This window comes from Microcystis aeruginosa NIES-2549 (assembly GCF_000981785.2).
Classification (GTDB): Bacteria; Cyanobacteriota; Cyanobacteriia; order Cyanobacteriales; family Microcystaceae; genus Microcystis; species Microcystis aeruginosa_C.
Map to the genome: position 1 here is coordinate 2,210,125 of NZ_CP011304.1, position 14,711 is coordinate 2,224,835.

14 protein-coding genes are annotated in these 14,711 nt (G+C 42.3%); 10 read left to right on the forward strand and 4 right to left on the reverse strand.

All coding sequences use genetic code 11. From position 1 onward, the window contains the following. The first annotated feature begins 61 nt into the window (after nucleotides 1-61). The gene (locus myaer_RS10890) at nucleotides 62-2,761 is read left to right on the forward strand and encodes a DNA methyltransferase (protein ID WP_046662098.1); all 2,700 of its coding nucleotides are present in this window, start codon (nucleotides 62-64) and stop codon (nucleotides 2,759-2,761) included. A gap of 203 nt (nucleotides 2,762-2,964) precedes the next feature. On the opposite strand, the gene myaer_RS10895 is transcribed toward myaer_RS10890, so the two are convergent. Continuing rightward, a complete protein-coding gene (locus tag myaer_RS10895) occupies nucleotides 2,965-3,213 on the reverse strand; it encodes a Ycf34 family protein (protein WP_002760106.1) in 249 nt (82 codons plus the stop codon). Between the two features lie 94 nt (nucleotides 3,214-3,307). Between myaer_RS10895 and myaer_RS10900 the strand changes: the two genes are divergently transcribed. Further along, the gene (locus myaer_RS10900; RefSeq protein WP_046662099.1) at nucleotides 3,308-4,525 is read left to right on the forward strand and encodes a CCA tRNA nucleotidyltransferase; all 1,218 of its coding nucleotides are present in this window, start codon (nucleotides 3,308-3,310) and stop codon (nucleotides 4,523-4,525) included. A 460-nt stretch (nucleotides 4,526-4,985) separates the two neighbouring features. Here myaer_RS10900 and myaer_RS10905 read toward each other — a convergent pair whose 3' ends face one another. Both myaer_RS10905 and myaer_RS10910 read right to left on the reverse strand, forming a co-directional pair. Further along, entirely contained in the window at nucleotides 4,986-5,435 is a 450-nt protein-coding gene (locus myaer_RS10905) for a DUF6933 domain-containing protein (protein WP_046662100.1), read from the reverse strand. A gap of 346 nt (nucleotides 5,436-5,781) precedes the next feature. Then, a complete protein-coding gene (locus myaer_RS10910) occupies nucleotides 5,782-6,600 on the reverse strand; it encodes a carbon-nitrogen hydrolase family protein (RefSeq protein WP_046662101.1) in 819 nt (272 codons plus the stop codon). 86 nt (nucleotides 6,601-6,686) lie between these two features. On the opposite strand from myaer_RS10910, the gene myaer_RS10915 reads away from it, so the two are divergent. The 4 genes from myaer_RS10915 (at nucleotide 6,687) to myaer_RS10930 (ending at nucleotide 9,511) form a co-directional block, all read left to right on the forward strand. Beyond that, nucleotides 6,687-7,319 (forward strand): HAD-IB family phosphatase, encoded by a 633-nt coding sequence (locus myaer_RS10915; RefSeq protein ID WP_046662102.1) that lies wholly within the window; start codon nucleotides 6,687-6,689, stop codon nucleotides 7,317-7,319. A gap of 707 nt (nucleotides 7,320-8,026) precedes the next feature. Beyond that, nucleotides 8,027-8,698, forward strand: coding sequence for a choice-of-anchor R domain-containing protein (locus myaer_RS10920; protein ID WP_046662103.1), 672 nt, complete (start codon nucleotides 8,027-8,029; stop codon nucleotides 8,696-8,698). A 322-nt stretch (nucleotides 8,699-9,020) separates the two neighbouring features. Next, nucleotides 9,021-9,236, forward strand: a complete 216-nt coding sequence (locus myaer_RS10925; RefSeq protein ID WP_327348244.1) for a hypothetical protein — start codon at nucleotides 9,021-9,023, stop codon at nucleotides 9,234-9,236. Further along, entirely contained in the window at nucleotides 9,233-9,511 is a 279-nt protein-coding gene (locus myaer_RS10930) for a hypothetical protein (RefSeq protein WP_002803028.1), read from the forward strand. The genes myaer_RS10925 and myaer_RS10930 overlap by 4 nt, the downstream gene beginning before the upstream one ends. 251 nt (nucleotides 9,512-9,762) lie before the next feature. Here the strand turns inward: myaer_RS10930 and myaer_RS10935 are convergent, their stop codons facing one another. Further along, on the reverse strand, nucleotides 9,763-10,530 hold the full coding sequence (locus myaer_RS10935) for an ABC transporter ATP-binding protein (protein ID WP_046662105.1): 768 nt from the start codon (nucleotides 10,528-10,530) through the stop codon (nucleotides 9,763-9,765). Between the two features lie 274 nt (nucleotides 10,531-10,804). Here myaer_RS10935 and myaer_RS10940 point away from each other — a divergent pair, with 274 nt between their 5' ends. The 4 genes from myaer_RS10940 to myaer_RS10955 all read left to right on the forward strand — a co-directional run bounded on the left by myaer_RS10940 (nucleotide 10,805) and on the right by myaer_RS10955 (nucleotide 14,666). Beyond that, nucleotides 10,805-11,881: an AI-2E family transporter gene (locus tag myaer_RS10940; RefSeq protein ID WP_046662106.1), complete on the forward strand. Its 1,077-nt coding sequence runs from the start codon at nucleotides 10,805-10,807 to the stop codon at nucleotides 11,879-11,881. 517 nt (nucleotides 11,882-12,398) lie between these two features. After that, a complete protein-coding gene (gene purH, locus myaer_RS10945) occupies nucleotides 12,399-13,934 on the forward strand; it encodes a bifunctional phosphoribosylaminoimidazolecarboxamide formyltransferase/IMP cyclohydrolase (protein WP_046662107.1) in 1,536 nt (511 codons plus the stop codon). Nucleotides 13,935-14,080: 146 nt separating this feature from the next. Further along, nucleotides 14,081-14,305, forward strand: coding sequence for a hypothetical protein (locus tag myaer_RS10950; protein WP_004158853.1), 225 nt, complete (start codon nucleotides 14,081-14,083; stop codon nucleotides 14,303-14,305). Then, the gene (locus myaer_RS10955) at nucleotides 14,298-14,666 is read left to right on the forward strand and encodes a type II toxin-antitoxin system PemK/MazF family toxin (RefSeq protein ID WP_046662108.1); all 369 of its coding nucleotides are present in this window, start codon (nucleotides 14,298-14,300) and stop codon (nucleotides 14,664-14,666) included. Before myaer_RS10950 ends, myaer_RS10955 begins: the two co-directional genes overlap by 8 nt. The last annotated feature ends 45 nt before the right edge of the window (nucleotides 14,667-14,711 follow it).

Here is a 14,711-nt window from a genome sequence, read left to right on the forward strand (position 1 = left end):
TTATTGTGTAAGATGGTGATCGCACTACAACGCCCACCCTACTCCAATGGAAAGGCTATAGATGACTACTACTCTTGAAAGCTTACAGGAATTTATTGATTTTTGTCAACAGCACATTACTGGCAAAGAAAGGAAAGAAGCTCAGATTTTCCTAGACCGTTTCTTTCGAGCTTTTGGTCATAAAGGTGCGTTAGAAGCGGGTGCAACCTATGAGGAGGCGATTACTAAAGGTAGCAAGAAAGGTAAAACAGGATTTGCTGATTTAGTTTGGAAACCTCGTGTTTTAATTGAAATGAAAAAGCGAGGAGAAGATTTAAGTAAGCACTATCCCCAAGCTTTTGAATACTGGAGTCGATTGGTTCCTAATCGCCCTCGCTATGTCTTATTATGTAATTTTGATCAGTTCTGGATTTTTGATTTTGATCTTCAAATAGATGAACCGGTAGATCGAGTAAATCTCAACGATTTGAAAAATCGGGTGAGTGCCTTCAATTTTATGGAAGTAGGGAATCGTACCCCTATTTTTCAGAATAATCAAGTCGAGATTACAGAAACGGCGGCGCGGCGGATGGGTGAGTTATTTCAACTGTTAAAAAAACGCGGTCAGAAAAGCGGTTTTGATGAGTTGACAGCCCAGCGATTTATTTTGCAGTGTGTATTAGCAATGTTTGCTGAGGATCGAGGATTGTTGCCAAGAGATTTATTTATTTCTTGTGTACAAGAATGTCTAAATGGTGGCAATTCTTATGATGTCTTGGGGGGATTATTTCAACAGATGAACCAACCCGGAATTACCCCCACTGGCAAGTATCAGGGAGTGGATTATTTTAATGGGGGACTGTTTAGTATAATTCATCCAATTGAATTAACTAATAAAGAATTAGAGTTTCTGGATGTGGCGGCGCGTCAGGATTGGAGTAAGATCCGTCCGGCAATTTTTGGTAATATTTTTGAGGGGACGGCTAATGCTGAAGAACGTCATACTTACGGAATGCACTTTACCTCAGAAGCGGATATTATGAAAATTGTTCGCCCAACTATTAGCCGTTACTGGGAGGAGAAAATTGAGCAAGCTGGGACGATTGGCGAGTTAAATACACTTCAGTTAGAATTACAGCAGTATAAGGTATTAGATCCGGCTTGCGGTTCGGGTAATTTTCTCTATGTCGCCTATCAAGAATTAAAGCGCATTGAACAGTTATTAATTGAAAAAATTGCTAACCGTCGTCGTTCTGCTAGTGACCAGTTACAGATTAGTTTTGTTACGCCTAAACAGTTTTATGGTATGGATATTAATCCTTTTGCTGTAGAATTAGCGCGGGTGACTTTAATGATTGCCAGAAAGGTGGCAATTGATAGGTTTAATTTGACGGAAGCTTCTTTACCTTTGGATACTTTGGATAGTAATATTATTTGTGCTGATGCTTTGTTTACGGATTGGCAAAAAGCAGACGCAATTATCGGTAATCCTCCATTTTTGGGAGGTAAACACATGAGATTAAATCTCAGTGATGATTATGTTAATAGAGTGTTTGGAAGGTTTTCTGAGGTTAAAGACTCGGTTGATTTTTGTTCCTATTGGTTTCGTCTAGCACATAATCAATTAGACGAGAAAGGAAGAGCGGGTTTAGTTGGAACTAATTCTATTAGTCAAGGGAAAAGTCGTGTAGCAGCGTTGGATTATATTACTCACAATGGTGGACACATTCATGAGGCGATTTCTACTCAGCCTTGGTCTGGTGAGGCTAATGTTCATGTTAGTATTGTCAATTGGAGTAAAGTTGAGCCAGTAAGTTATTATTTAGATAATCATCAAGTTTCTCAGATTAATTCTTCTTTAAAAGCGACTGTAGATGTTTCTCAATCTCCGCGATTAAAAGCTAATCTTAATCAATGTTTTCAAGGAGTGATTCCTGTTGGTAAAGGTTTTCTAGTTAGTGAAAAACAAGTTGATGAATGGATTAAACAAGATTCTAAAAATAGGAATGTCCTTAAGTTGTTTTCAATGGGAGCAAATCTAGCCCAAAATCCTCACGGTAAGCCAGAACGCTGGATTATTGATTTTAATGATATGAGTTTAGAGGATGCTAGTGAATATACACTACCTTTCGAGCATATTAAAGTAAATGTTAAGCCAGAAAGAGAGCAAAATAGACGAGAAGTTACTAAACTAAACTGGTGGAAATATGGTGAAAAAAGACCAGCAATGAGAACAGCAATTAAACCTTTAGATTGCTACTTTGCTGTTCCAGAAGTTTCCAAATGGGCAGTTTTTGTCCCTTGTCCCTGTGATTGGCTACCAGGTAATAAAACTAAAGTAGTTGCTTCCGATGATTATTATATCTTAGGTATTCTTTTATCTAACATTCACCGAACTTGGATGCACACCCAAAAATCTACACTTGCAAGCACAATAGCCTACACCCATAACACCTGTTTTGAAACCTTCCCCTTTCCCCAGACACCTTCACGGGAACTTGTCGAAAAAATCCGTCAAACCGCCGGGGAATTACACGAATACCGCAGTCAACAGATGGAGAAAAAACAATGGGGAATCACCAAACTATATAACCAATTCTTTAACGAACCCAGTAGCCAACTGTATCAACTCCATCAGAAATTAGACAAGCTAGTAATGGAAGCATATCACTTCCAAGCTGACGACGACATCTTAGAGAAACTATTAACCTTAAACCTCGAATTAGCAGAAAAAGAGAAGCGAGGAGAAACCGTCATCGATCCCTGGTCCCCTTACTCTTAGTGAGTAACGCACAGAAAACGGGTTTCTCCGAGAAACCCGTTTTCTACTCATGCAAAAAGGGGAATAAATAATCAGTCTTTAATAACCAGATTTAGTATGACTACTATTGCACGGGTACATCAAGAAAAGTTAACGGGTCTATCCATTGCTGGACAAGGGTTTTCGGCTCTTGTAGTAGATATGTATGGAGTAGTTCAGGTGTTTTAGGTGGGAATTGGTTCACCTGGCCGCAAACTAGACCATTTACCGGTTTCGCGCAAAAAGCTTTCACAACCCACCACATCCCACTCCATTTCGATATAATCTTCTTTGGTGCGAATGTTAACGTTAATAGAAGGGTTCTTCGCTTCAAAGTCCGGTGTCTCGGTGAGATGACGTTCCTGATGTTGTGTTTCTACGGCATGATAGGTGAGACAGCGATCAACAAAATAGCAGTTAATACAAATACACATAGGTTTAACTCTATAAGTCTTTTCCGTTAATCTAGCTCAGTCTCTCCCCAAATGGGGCCGGTAAAAATTATATTTTTGTAAATTTATCTTCTCGATGTCTTGTCAAAAAAACCTAGATAGTTTAGTTAAAGAAGTTTTTGCGATTAATCGGCAAGAATTGCCAGAAAATGCTTATTTAGTCGGTGGTGCTGTGCGAGACGCTTTATTAAACCGTCAGAAAGACTATATTGACCTAGATTTTGTGGTTCCCGAAAAAGCGATCGAAATTGCCCAAACTATTGCCCATCATTATAAAGCGGGTTTTGTGGTTTTAGATGCCGTTCGTCAAATTGCTCGCGTCGTTTTTCCCCAGGGGACCCTTGATTTCGCACAACAGGAGGGAGAATCTCTAGAAATAGACCTAAAAAGACGGGATTTCACCGTTAATGCTCTCGCTTATAATCTCCACACCCAAGAAATTTTCGATCCTTTAGGGGGATTAAAAGATTTAGGCTGCCAATCCCTGCGGATGATTTCCCCCGAAAATCTCCAAGATGATCCCCTAAGATTATTAAGGGCCTATCGACAAGCGGCTCAATTGGACTTTGAGATCGAACCCCATACCCGTGCAACTATTCGTTCTCTTGCCCCTTTATTGCACCGTGTAGCCGCCGAAAGGGTACAATCCGAGTTGAATTACCTTTTGCTCAATTCCCGTGGCAATAAATGGCTAAAAAGTGCCTGGGAAGATGGCTTATTATCTCTCTGGTTGCGTCGGATTACCCCCGCAAAAATGGAGCGAGTTATGGGGGTGGAAGCGGCAGCGGGATTTTTAGAATCTTTGTTACCAGAAAAATTTATCTTTTCCCCTTCTCAGTTACAGTTGACAAAATTGGCCCTATTGGTATCGGATATTTTAGCAGAAGCGGAAAAAGAGTTAATCGATCTCAAGTATTCCAGGGGGGAAATTCGCACGGTAATCACGGTAATTAAGTCTTTACCTCCCCTGAAGGAAGCGGATAATTTAAGTCTGCGGGAACATTATTTTATTTATCTAAATACGGGAAAAGTATTTCCTGTCTTTGCCCTTTTTGCTTTATCAATGGGGATTAACAAAAATATCGTCGCTTCTCTGTTGACTTCCTATCTCGATCCCGATAATATTATCGCCCATCCCCGACCTTTATTAAGGGGCGATGATTTAATTAACCATTTACACCTGAAACCTAGTCCGATTATCGGTAAGTTATTAACCGAGGTACAAATTGCCCAAATTGAGGGCCAAGTTACAGTTTTTCAGGAGGCGATCGATTTTGCTAAAAAGTTGTTATAAGTAGCTGGTTATAATTAAATTAAAAATGGATTTTAGGTCTGATCCCCCCTGCCCCCCTTGATAAGGGGGGTGCCGATAGGCGGGGGGATCTACCCTTAATAAGGGGGGCATCTGATAATTTTTAACGCCTACCTACTTAAGTAGGGAGGCACAATTATTTGTAGGATGGGTTAGCGGTAGCGTAACCCATGCGGGCGTTGGGTTTCATGCTTCAACCGTTCGGCTGAGCTCACGGCCGAAGCCCAACCTACGTTCATTTTATATTTAATTCCACCCACCTACTTACTTAGCAATTGTTCACAGTTTGGAGAGTTTTGTCTGTTAATCAGAGTTTTAGATTCCGATTGAGTCTCAGGGTTTCGACTTATCCAAAACTCAGATTATCCAAAACTGAGATTTATTTAGTTTTAAGCTGTGAAGATTGGGGAGCGTTTTCTCCTTAGATTAAAACACGACCGTTTTATTGTACTCCCTTCGATTGATTCAAGAGATTTTGGTAACATTCGGTCGGGGTACGGTAAGATAAATATTTAAAGGGAGTCTGATTAATTATTTCTGCAAATCTTTCGTTATCAACCGCATTGTACTGATCTAATTTAGCGATTAAATTCTTCATGTTATTCATGGAGCTTACCAGACTCCTATTCTCGGATTTGAGATAATGAATTTCAGGGGAATCGCCCTCATGCCGATCAATGGTGGTAATTTGAGCGATAATTCCCTTAATTCCCTGCTTGTACGAAGAAATTAAGGTGTATAAACTCTTTTCCTGAGTAATGAGAAAAATACCTCTCTTCCTGAGATCGAGGACATCAATTCGCCAAGCATTATTATCGGCGATAAAATCTTCTCTTGACTGCACTTCTCGTTGAAGTCTTTCGGCCGCTTTGCTTGACAAAATCAGATTCATCTCTAAAAATAAAGTTAATTATTTAATATTATAAACCAACTAGATTTTTGGTTCTTCGTTACTTGGTATGGTTCGATAGGGGGGCATAAATGGACTAAATCCTTATCTGGCAAGAGATTTAATTGATTAGTTCGCTCTAGATCGAAAACAATTAACAAAAATCGCCAAATGTCTTTCTCTATAAGAGTTTAATTCCTTATAACCCTGTACGTTGCATAAGACAAACCGAAGAACCCTAATTAGGTTTTAGATTCGACCCTTGTTATCAGGGAGCAATGTTACGCGAAAAAACCGAGTTAAATCCCAAAATTAGGCGTTTTTATCGACAAAATTGTCGAATCGAATTTTAAACAAAAACACGATGCTGTAGGGACGGCATTTGTCGTCGCACCTGTTGCAGACGTTGGGGATTAATTTCGGCAATTGCCACCCCCGCTTCTTCCCCTGCGTCGGCTAAAACCACACCCCAAGGATCGATAATCATAGCGTGACCGTGGGTGTAACGGCGTGCGTAATTATTGCCCGTTTGAGCAGGAGCTATTATATAACAAGTATTCTCGATCGCTCGCGCTTGTAACAAAACTTTCCAATGATCTTTCCCTGTAAAAGCCGTAAAGGCTGCGGGTACAAATAAAACATCGGCTCCTTGCCGCGATAAATAGCGATAGAGTTCGGGAAAACGCACATCATAGCAAATCGAGAGGCCAATTTTGCCCAAGCTATCGGAGCCATAAATCGGCGGTAAATCGATTCCTGCCATGACTGTACTCGATTCCTGATAGGTGTTACCATCTGGGACATTGACATCAAAGAGATGGACTTTTTGATAACGGGCTAATTCCGCACCGTTGGCATCAACTAAAATAGCGGTATTATAAGCCTTATCGGGAATACCCGTCACCGGCACGGGAAAACCACCCCCTAAAATAGTTACTTGAAACCGTTGGGCCATGGTGCGGAGGAATTTATCGGCTTTTCGAGCAATAGTCTCGGCCTGGGCGATTTTATCGCTTTCTGCCCCCATAAAGGCGAAATTTTCTGGTAAACCGATTAATTCCGCCCCTTTACCCACGGCAAGTTCGATCAACTCTTCAGCGGCAGCGAGATTTTTCTCTAAATCCGGCTGACTGGTCATTTGAATGGCGGCGGCGAGATAGGATTTCATGGGGGTTGAAGCTCTAGAGTCAGATAATCTCTGTAAAATTAATCATAACCTTCGATTATATCCAATTTCAGATATTTTGTCACCCCATGAGTAAAATTGTTTTCTGTGACTTTGATGGCACTATCACCGCCGTGGAAACCTTTGCGGGTATGCTCAAAGAATTCGCCCCCGATTTATCAGCCCAAATTATGCCCCAAATGTACGCCCGCACTCTCAGTCTGCGCCAGGGTGTCCGTCAACTACTAGAGTCGATACCGAGCCAAAAATACGCCGATATTATCGCCTATGCCGAAAGCAAGCCAATTCGCCCTGGATTAGCTGAATTTCTCGCTTTTTTACAGGAGCAATCCATCCCTTTTATTATTATCTCCGGTGGTATCCAAGGCATGATTGAAACGGTCTTAAAACGGGAGGGACTATTAGATAAGGTAACGGCAATTTATGGTGTCAATCTTCATACTCAAGGGGAATATTTGCAAGTTCATTCCGATTGGGAAAATGAGACAGAATTAGTGGCTAAAGCCTTGATTATGGCTAAATATTCAGGAGTAGAAACTATTGCGATCGGTGATTCCGTTACCGATATTACCATGGCTAGAAGGGCCGATCTAGTTTTTGCTAGGGATCGTTTAATCGATTATCTGCAAGCGGAAAATCACCCCTATATTCCTTGGGATAACTTTTTTGAGATTCGCGAATATCTGTTATTGAGAGATTAGGGATTGGCTGTTAATTAGGTAGGGGTTAAAAATTGTCAGATACCCTCCTTGGATTAAGGGGGGATCAAAGAGGGCGAATGCAATTCGCCCCTACGATAAGTAGCTGGTTATAATTAAATTAAAAATGGATTTTAGGTTCGATCCCCCCTCAGTCCTAGGGTTGATTCATAGTAGGGTTGATTCATGAATCAACCCTACCCTTAGTCCCCCCTTGATAAGGGTGGTGTCTGATAATTTTTAACGCCTAAGTAGTCGTGCAAAATTAATTTCCTAGTGAAGATAGGCAAGAGGCAAGAGGCAATGATTTTTGCCGTCTTATTCCCAAGCTCCGCCTGGAAATGATTTTTGAAAGCGCTGCCTTCTGTAAAGATTACTCAGGAGGCAGAGACTCTCATTAAACAACGAGAGGTTTTAAAATCCAAGACCAACCCGTTAAAAGATTTTTTACTACCCTACTCTTAAGGGTAACAATAATTATAAATTTTTGTAAATTTGTGTTGGTTTACACTTGACAAAATCGGGGGGGGGGGTAAAATCCCGTTGTTGCTCTGTCTTGTCATTGAGGAACTAGCTTAAAATTTAGTGATTGGCAATTTTGAAAAAATCAATTTTTCTCCCTTGCCAATGTCGCTTAATTTGAGATTTTCTCCTTTAAAGGGCAGTCAGAACATTTGTTTGTTTATTTGTTTTGAGGAAAATTTCCGAACATGAAAACTTCGACTGTGCTTAAAAAGTTATCGATAGTTAGTGCTGGAGCAACATCTATTGCTCTTGCAACCATGGGAACAGCGTCAGCATCTATAATTTTTGATGGGGGTGGTCCAGATCAAAAGGATGCAAGTGAAATGACGAAATGGGTACAGACACAGGATTTTATTCTTAGTCAGGATATTGGGACAAGGCTAACAGATGTTCATTTCTGGACGCTTGAGGCTCCAGGTGCATGGGATGGAACCCTCGACTACTTTGTATTCGCAAATGCAGGCGGTCAGCCGGCCAGTACCCCCTTTGCTCAAGGCGCAGGGGCTAACGTGGTGAAGACGGCAACTGGCAACCAACCTTTTGGTTTCAACGAATATGCTTATTCGTTCGATCTTCAGACTCCTCTCGATTTATCGGCAAATACAACATACTGGCTAGGTTTACACCTTTCCAGCAACTTTGACCAGGACAAGATTTATTGGAGTACAACAACTCCAGGTGTTGGTTCAACAGGTCAACAATCCTCCAGCGGGACTTTCAACAACTGGTCTAATAATGGACTACACCATGCTTTTTACCTAACAGGTCAAAAAGTCCCCGAACCTGCTTCAGTCTTAGGTTTACTCGCCATCGGTGCTTTGGGTGCTGGTTCAGTCTTGAAGCGCAAATTAAAATAAAAAACTGGCAAATCTAGCTTTAAATTGGCAGTGATCGCGCTCTATTGATAAAGTGCGATCGCTTTTTTGGTTATAATAGTTAAAGACACGATAAATTGATTCAAGTCAAGCCCATGCCACTAACTCTTAATTTAACATCGGAAATCAAACAATATCTCAGCCAAAAAGCGAGGGAGAAAGGTCTTTCTCTAGAAGATTATGTCCTCAAGCTAAGTAGGTAGGCGTTAAAAATTATCAGACACCACCCTTATCAAGGGTAGGGTTGATTCATGAATCAACCCTACCTTATCAAGGGGAGCAGGGGGGATCGAACCTAAAATCCATTTTTAATTTAATTATAACGAGCTACTTACTTAAAGATACTATTTTAGAACAAGAAAAACAGACCAAACTGGTTAATTTACTTCAATCTTGGATTGATGAAGAAGATGAACAGGAACAACAAGAAACAGGTGAATATTTAATCGAAGCACTCAATCAAGATCGTTTATCTGAGCGTCCTTTATTTCCGGCTGAATTAAAGGGAGTAACTTGGTGAATAGAGTAGTTTTATTAGATACGGGAATTATCGGTTTAATTACTAATCCTAAGCGAGCGCCTGAAAGTCTAGCTTGTAATTGTTGGCTACAAACACTAATTAAAGCAGGTATTAGGGTTATTCTTCCAGAAATTGCTGATTATGAGGTGCGTCGAGAGTTGTTACGCGCTAACAAGATTAAAGGAATTAAGCGACTGGATGAGTTAGCATGGGTTACGCTACCGCTAACCCATCCTACAAATAATTGTGCGTCCGTACTTATGACAAAATATTGATCGGGAGAAACTTTAACTCTTTTTTTGACTATCTCTGGTAATTAAATAATCATTGTTAAGTAGCTGGTTATAATTAAATTAAAAATGGATTTTAGGTTCGATCCCCCCTCAGTCCTAGGGTTGATTCATAGTAGGGTTGATTCATGAATCAACCCTACCCTTAGTCCCCCCTTGATCAGGGTGGTGTCTGATAATTTTTAACGCCTACCTACTTATCTCCCATTAACCTGAAGAGTAATTATCTAAAATCCTTATTCATCCCCTAAATAAGCTTCAATCACTGCGCGATTCTCCCTGACTGTGGCTGGATCTCCCAAAGCGATTAACTTACCGAAATCTAACACGGCAATGCGATCGCATAATCCCATCACTAAAGGCACATGATGTTCGATTAACAGGACGGTTAAAGCTAAATTATCGCGAATTTGTCGAATTAGCTGACTTAATGACCCCTTTTCGCTAGGATTCATCCCAGCTGCCGGTTCATCGAGGAGCAATAACTGGGGTTGCAAAGCTAAAGCGCGGGCAATTTCCAAGCGTCTTTGATCACCATAGGCTAAATTACGGGCTTTTCGATTGCTTTGGTCGGTTAATCCGACTAAATCTAATAATTCCGCTGCTCTTTTATAGGTTTTTTCCTCCTCCCTTCTCGAAACTGGTAAACCCAAAATTCCTGTCCAAAGATTGGCTCTATTGTGAATGTGACCAGCGATCGCTACATTTTCTAAAGCCGATAATTCACCAAATAAGCGCAAATTCTGGAAAGTACGGGCAATTCCTGCCTGAGCGATCTGGTGAGGACGATAATTCGCCAGACTGTCGCCTTGATAAATTAAATCACCACTCGATAGGGGAATTAAACCGGTGATCAGATTAAATAAAGTCGTTTTTCCCGCCCCATTGGGTCCAATTAAGCCAAAAATCTCGTTTTTTTGTACCTGAAAGCCAACGCCATCGACAGCGACTAATCCCCCAAATCGACGGGTGGCTCCCCGCACTTCTAATAAATTTGCTTGCATCCTTGTTAACAGATTAAATTAGTCGATTTTACTCGATCAAGACGATTGGAAGTAAGCATTGCACCAACCAAAAAAAAGATATTTGTCAGGAGATTTACCCTGAAAGAATCAGTTGTAGAGATTTATCGGGCAGTTATTTTGGTCAGGAAACATTTTACACAATCCCCACCAGATAAGCAAGACGGCTCACCACTACCAGCGAATCACTACCGATAACGAAAAACTGCCATAATTGCAGAAATGTCCTCATCTAGCCAAAAGGCGATCGCTATTGATGAAAAATGACGCTAAAATTATCGATCTCGTCATCCGGCTGTTTTTTCTGGGCCTGTTGTTATTTGCTGGTTTTACCCTGCTGCGTCCCTTCCTAACCATGATCCTCTGGGGAGCAATTCTAGCGATCGCTTGGTATCCGCTCTTTCTCTGGTTAAAAAAGTTACTCGCTGGCCGGGCGAAACTGGCCACAGTTCTCCTCACCCTACTTTGTCTAGGGATTATTATCGGTCCGGTGAGTGGCATTGCAGCGGTTCTGGCGGGTAATCTGCGAACGATGGCCGAGTATATCGATACTGGTGCGGCGCTGATTCCCCCTCCCCCCGCCGATGTGGCCACCTGGCCGCTGATTGGCGAAAGGATTGCCAGTCTCTGGCAGCAGGCATCGGATAACACGGGTCAATTTCTTCAACGCTTCGAGCCACAATTAAAAGAACTGGGGAAAATCTCCCTTTCCCTAGCCACCAGTACCGGTCTGACGGTGCTGAAATTTATCGCCTCGATTCTGATTGCGGCGGCCCTCACCCTCTCGGCTAAAAATCTGACTCGCCTGATGAACCGGTTAGCGGAAAAGATCGCCCCGGGTAGAGGAATCGCGCTGGCCAGTCTTACCGCCTCCACCGTCCGCAATGTTAGCCGTGGTGTTATTGGCGTTGCTATTATCCAGAGTCTTTTGATCGGCATCGGTTTAGTGACGGTGGGAACGCCTGCGGCCGGTTTATTAACTCTCCTCACCCTAATTTTGGGTATTCTGCAAATTGGCCCCGGTTTGATTGTCTTGGGGGCGCTCATTCACGCTTGGGTAACACTACCCCATTCCATCGCCCTATTATTTACCCTCTGGATGATTCCCGCCACCCTGGTGGATAATTTCCTCAAGCCGATCTTAATGGGGCGCGGTCTGCCCATTCCTATGGTGGTGATTCTGTTGGGGGTGTTCGGGGGAGTGATCGCCTACGGGATTATCGGTTTGTTCGTCGGACCGGTTCTGCTCGGTCTCTGCTACGAGTTAGTTAGGGCTTGGATTGGCGAGGATAGCCCCGAACCAGTGGCAAATAGCCATGATGAGCCAATCTAAGGGCGGATATGTCTAATTTTTACCTTGAAAAGGCTCGCCGGTTTAGGGGTTGTCATCCGTGGCCACTACCTTATTTTTACCCGGAGTCGCTAGACTCAGTTTTGGGGCTTATGCAGAAACTGAATAAAATGCGAAAATATCTCCTACATAAATAGGGTTTGCGGCAAAAAGTACGGGCGAAGCCTGTGGTGACTCTCAGCCAATTAGTTGATCACAAACGTTGTTAGGTAACATTTTAAGAATAAGAAAAGATGATGGGAATCTGACAAGATTTTGCCCTGAGGGTGGCCAAGAGATTTTCATCAATCTAGAGGGACTTGTTAACCCTGAACAATCCTGTTTTTTTTAACAAGTCAGACTAAATCTTTCCGGGAGGACTTTAAAAATTGCCTTGGCATAAGTTGCTATTTGAGAGAGGAAAATATAGAAGCAGCTGATTATTTATTAAGCTACTTTTTTTAATTTTTAACGGGTTAGGACTGAGATATACTGAAATGGTTGCTTATAGATCACTACTATGGGACGTTTAGCGCTGATCAGCGTGACTGACAAAACCGGAATAGTTGACTTTGCCCGTCAGCTAACAGAAGAGTTTGATTTTGAAATTATTAGCAGTGGAGGAACCGCCAAAACACTGCAATCGGCGGGGATTCCCGTGATAAAAGTGGGAGAATACACAGGCTCTCCTGAAATCTTGGGCGGAAGGGTGAAAACTCTCCATCCTCGCATCCATGGCGGTATTTTGGCTAGACGGGATTGGCAGTCAGATTTAGCGGAAATGGAGGCTAATCAAATTCGTCCTTTTGATTTGGTGGTGGTTAATCTCTATCCCTTTGAACAGACGATCGCCAATCCTGATGTTACCACCGCTCAGGCGATCGAACAAATCGATATTGGTGGTCCGGCGATGTTACGCGCCTCGGCTAAAAATTTCGCCCATTTGACTGTCATCAGTAACCCGAAGTATTACGAGCAGTATTTAAGCCAATTACGGCAAAATAACGGCGAAATCTCCCTGGAATTCCGTCAAAAAATGGCGGGGGAAACCTTCGCTTTAACCAATGCCTACGATCAGGCGATCGCTGCCTATTTCGCCAGCTTAAACGGGGAAACGACTCGCTTTAATTTGGCAGGAAATGCCCTGCAAACCCTGCGTTACGGCGAAAATCCCCACCAAAGTGCCACTTGGTACGGCAGCGGGACAATGGCTCACGGTTGGGTAAAAGCGACCTTATTACAGGGAAAAGAACTAAGTTATAACAATTTAGTCGATTTAGAAGCAGCCCGCCGTTTAATCGCTGAATTCGGCAGTGAAGAACCAGCCGCCGCTATCTTGAAACACAATAATCCCTGTGGGGTGGCGATCGGTGATAGTTTAGTGGAAGCTTATACTAAAGCTTTTCATGCCGATGCTATCTCGGCTTTTGGGGGTATTGTTGCCCTAAATCAAGCCATAGATGAAGCAACCGCTAAAGAATTAACGAAAACCTTCCTAGAATGCGTGGTTGCCCCCGATTGTAGCCCCGAAGCCCGGGATATACTCGCTAAAAAGTCAAAAGTGCGGATTTTATTGCTGCCGGATTTAAGCACGGGAGAAAAACAAACAGTAAAAGTTATCGCCGGCGGTTTTCTAGTACAAGCGGCCGATGATGTGGTAGAAACCCCGGAGGAGTGGCGCGTGGTGACAGAAAAACAACCCACTGCCGCACAATTAGCGGAATTACTGTTTGCTTGGAAAGTATCTAAGCACGTTAAATCTAATGCTATTGTGGTGACAAAAAATCAAACTACTTTAGGTGTTGGTGCGGGGCAAATGAATCGCGTTGGTTCGACGAAAATTGCCCTTGAACAAGCAGGGGAAGCGGCCAAAGGTGGCTATTTGGCTAGTGATGGCTTTTTCCCTTTTGATGATTCTATTCGCACGGCGGCCCAGTTTGGTATCGAGGCAATTGTTCAACCAGGAGGTTCTTTAAAAGATCAGGATTCGATTAATGCCGCTAATGAGTTAGGTTTAATTATGGTCCTAACAGGCATTCGTCATTTCTTGCATTAATACAAAGTTAGGGGGTGTTGCTGCGGGTAAGTGAGTCGTTAGGCATTCAATCTACTTACAGCCCAGAGGCAGGCGTTGACAATTGACGTAGGATTAGTTAGTATGATGCTCTAATCCTACTGGGCTGTCGTGGGCAGTTTAGGGCAATGAGTAAGAAAGTTAGCATAACCTTAGACGACGAAGTTTTGGACTTTGTAGATCGACTAGCAAGCAATCGTAGCCGCTTTATCAATGATGTTCTCTGGCAAGAGAAGAAAAGGGTTTTTATGAAAGAGCTAGAAGATGCTTATAAAGATCAGGCCAATGATCCAGAGATGCAAGCAGAAATTTCTGTCTGGGATATTGCAGTGGGTGATGGTCTAAATGCCTAATGGAAGACTAACCTATAAGCGAGGAGAGATATGGTGGGTCGATCTGAAACCCGTTGTTGGTTATGAAACCGATAAAGAACGTCCTTGTCTGATTTTACAAAACGATATTGGCAATCAAAATGGAACAACGACAATAGTTGCTCCATTGTTGCCAGGAAAAAGAACTTATCCTTTTGTTGTCAATATTACCCCGACAGTGCAGAATGGACTAGACGGAGATCGACACATCAACTTAAGTCAAATGAGGGCTGTAGATTCTCAGAGAATTAAGAATCAACAGGGTGTTTTAGAAGACGTTTATTGGGAAGAAATAGAGAAAGCAGTCTGTATTCAACTCGGTTTCAGTTTAGCTTTTAATTAGCAAATAAACAGTAATTTTTACCCCAACCCTAATCCCTCACCCCCA

Bases quoted from the DNA above. Each gene is read 5' to 3' on its own strand.
- myaer_RS10890 (WP_046662098.1), top strand. From the start codon at position 62: ATGACTACTACTCTTGAAAGCTTACAGGAATTTATTGATTTTTGTCAA.
- myaer_RS10895 (WP_002760106.1), bottom strand. From the start codon at position 3,213: ATGTGTATTTGTATTAACTGCTATTTTGTTGATCGCTGTCTCACCTAT.
- myaer_RS10900 (WP_046662099.1), top strand. From the start codon at position 3,308: ATGTCTTGTCAAAAAAACCTAGATAGTTTAGTTAAAGAAGTTTTTGCG.
- myaer_RS10905 (WP_046662100.1), bottom strand. From the start codon at position 5,435: ATGAATCTGATTTTGTCAAGCAAAGCGGCCGAAAGACTTCAACGAGAA.
- myaer_RS10910 (WP_046662101.1), bottom strand. From the start codon at position 6,600: ATGAAATCCTATCTCGCCGCCGCCATTCAAATGACCAGTCAGCCGGAT.
- myaer_RS10915 (WP_046662102.1), top strand. From the start codon at position 6,687: ATGAGTAAAATTGTTTTCTGTGACTTTGATGGCACTATCACCGCCGTG.
- myaer_RS10920 (WP_046662103.1), top strand. From the start codon at position 8,027: ATGAAAACTTCGACTGTGCTTAAAAAGTTATCGATAGTTAGTGCTGGA.
- myaer_RS10935 (WP_046662105.1), bottom strand. From the start codon at position 10,530: ATGCAAGCAAATTTATTAGAAGTGCGGGGAGCCACCCGTCGATTTGGG.
- myaer_RS10940 (WP_046662106.1), top strand. From the start codon at position 10,805: ATGAAAAATGACGCTAAAATTATCGATCTCGTCATCCGGCTGTTTTTT.
- purH (WP_046662107.1), top strand. From the start codon at position 12,399: ATGGGACGTTTAGCGCTGATCAGCGTGACTGACAAAACCGGAATAGTT.
- myaer_RS10950 (WP_004158853.1), top strand. From the start codon at position 14,081: ATGAGTAAGAAAGTTAGCATAACCTTAGACGACGAAGTTTTGGACTTT.
- myaer_RS10955 (WP_046662108.1), top strand. From the start codon at position 14,298: ATGCCTAATGGAAGACTAACCTATAAGCGAGGAGAGATATGGTGGGTC.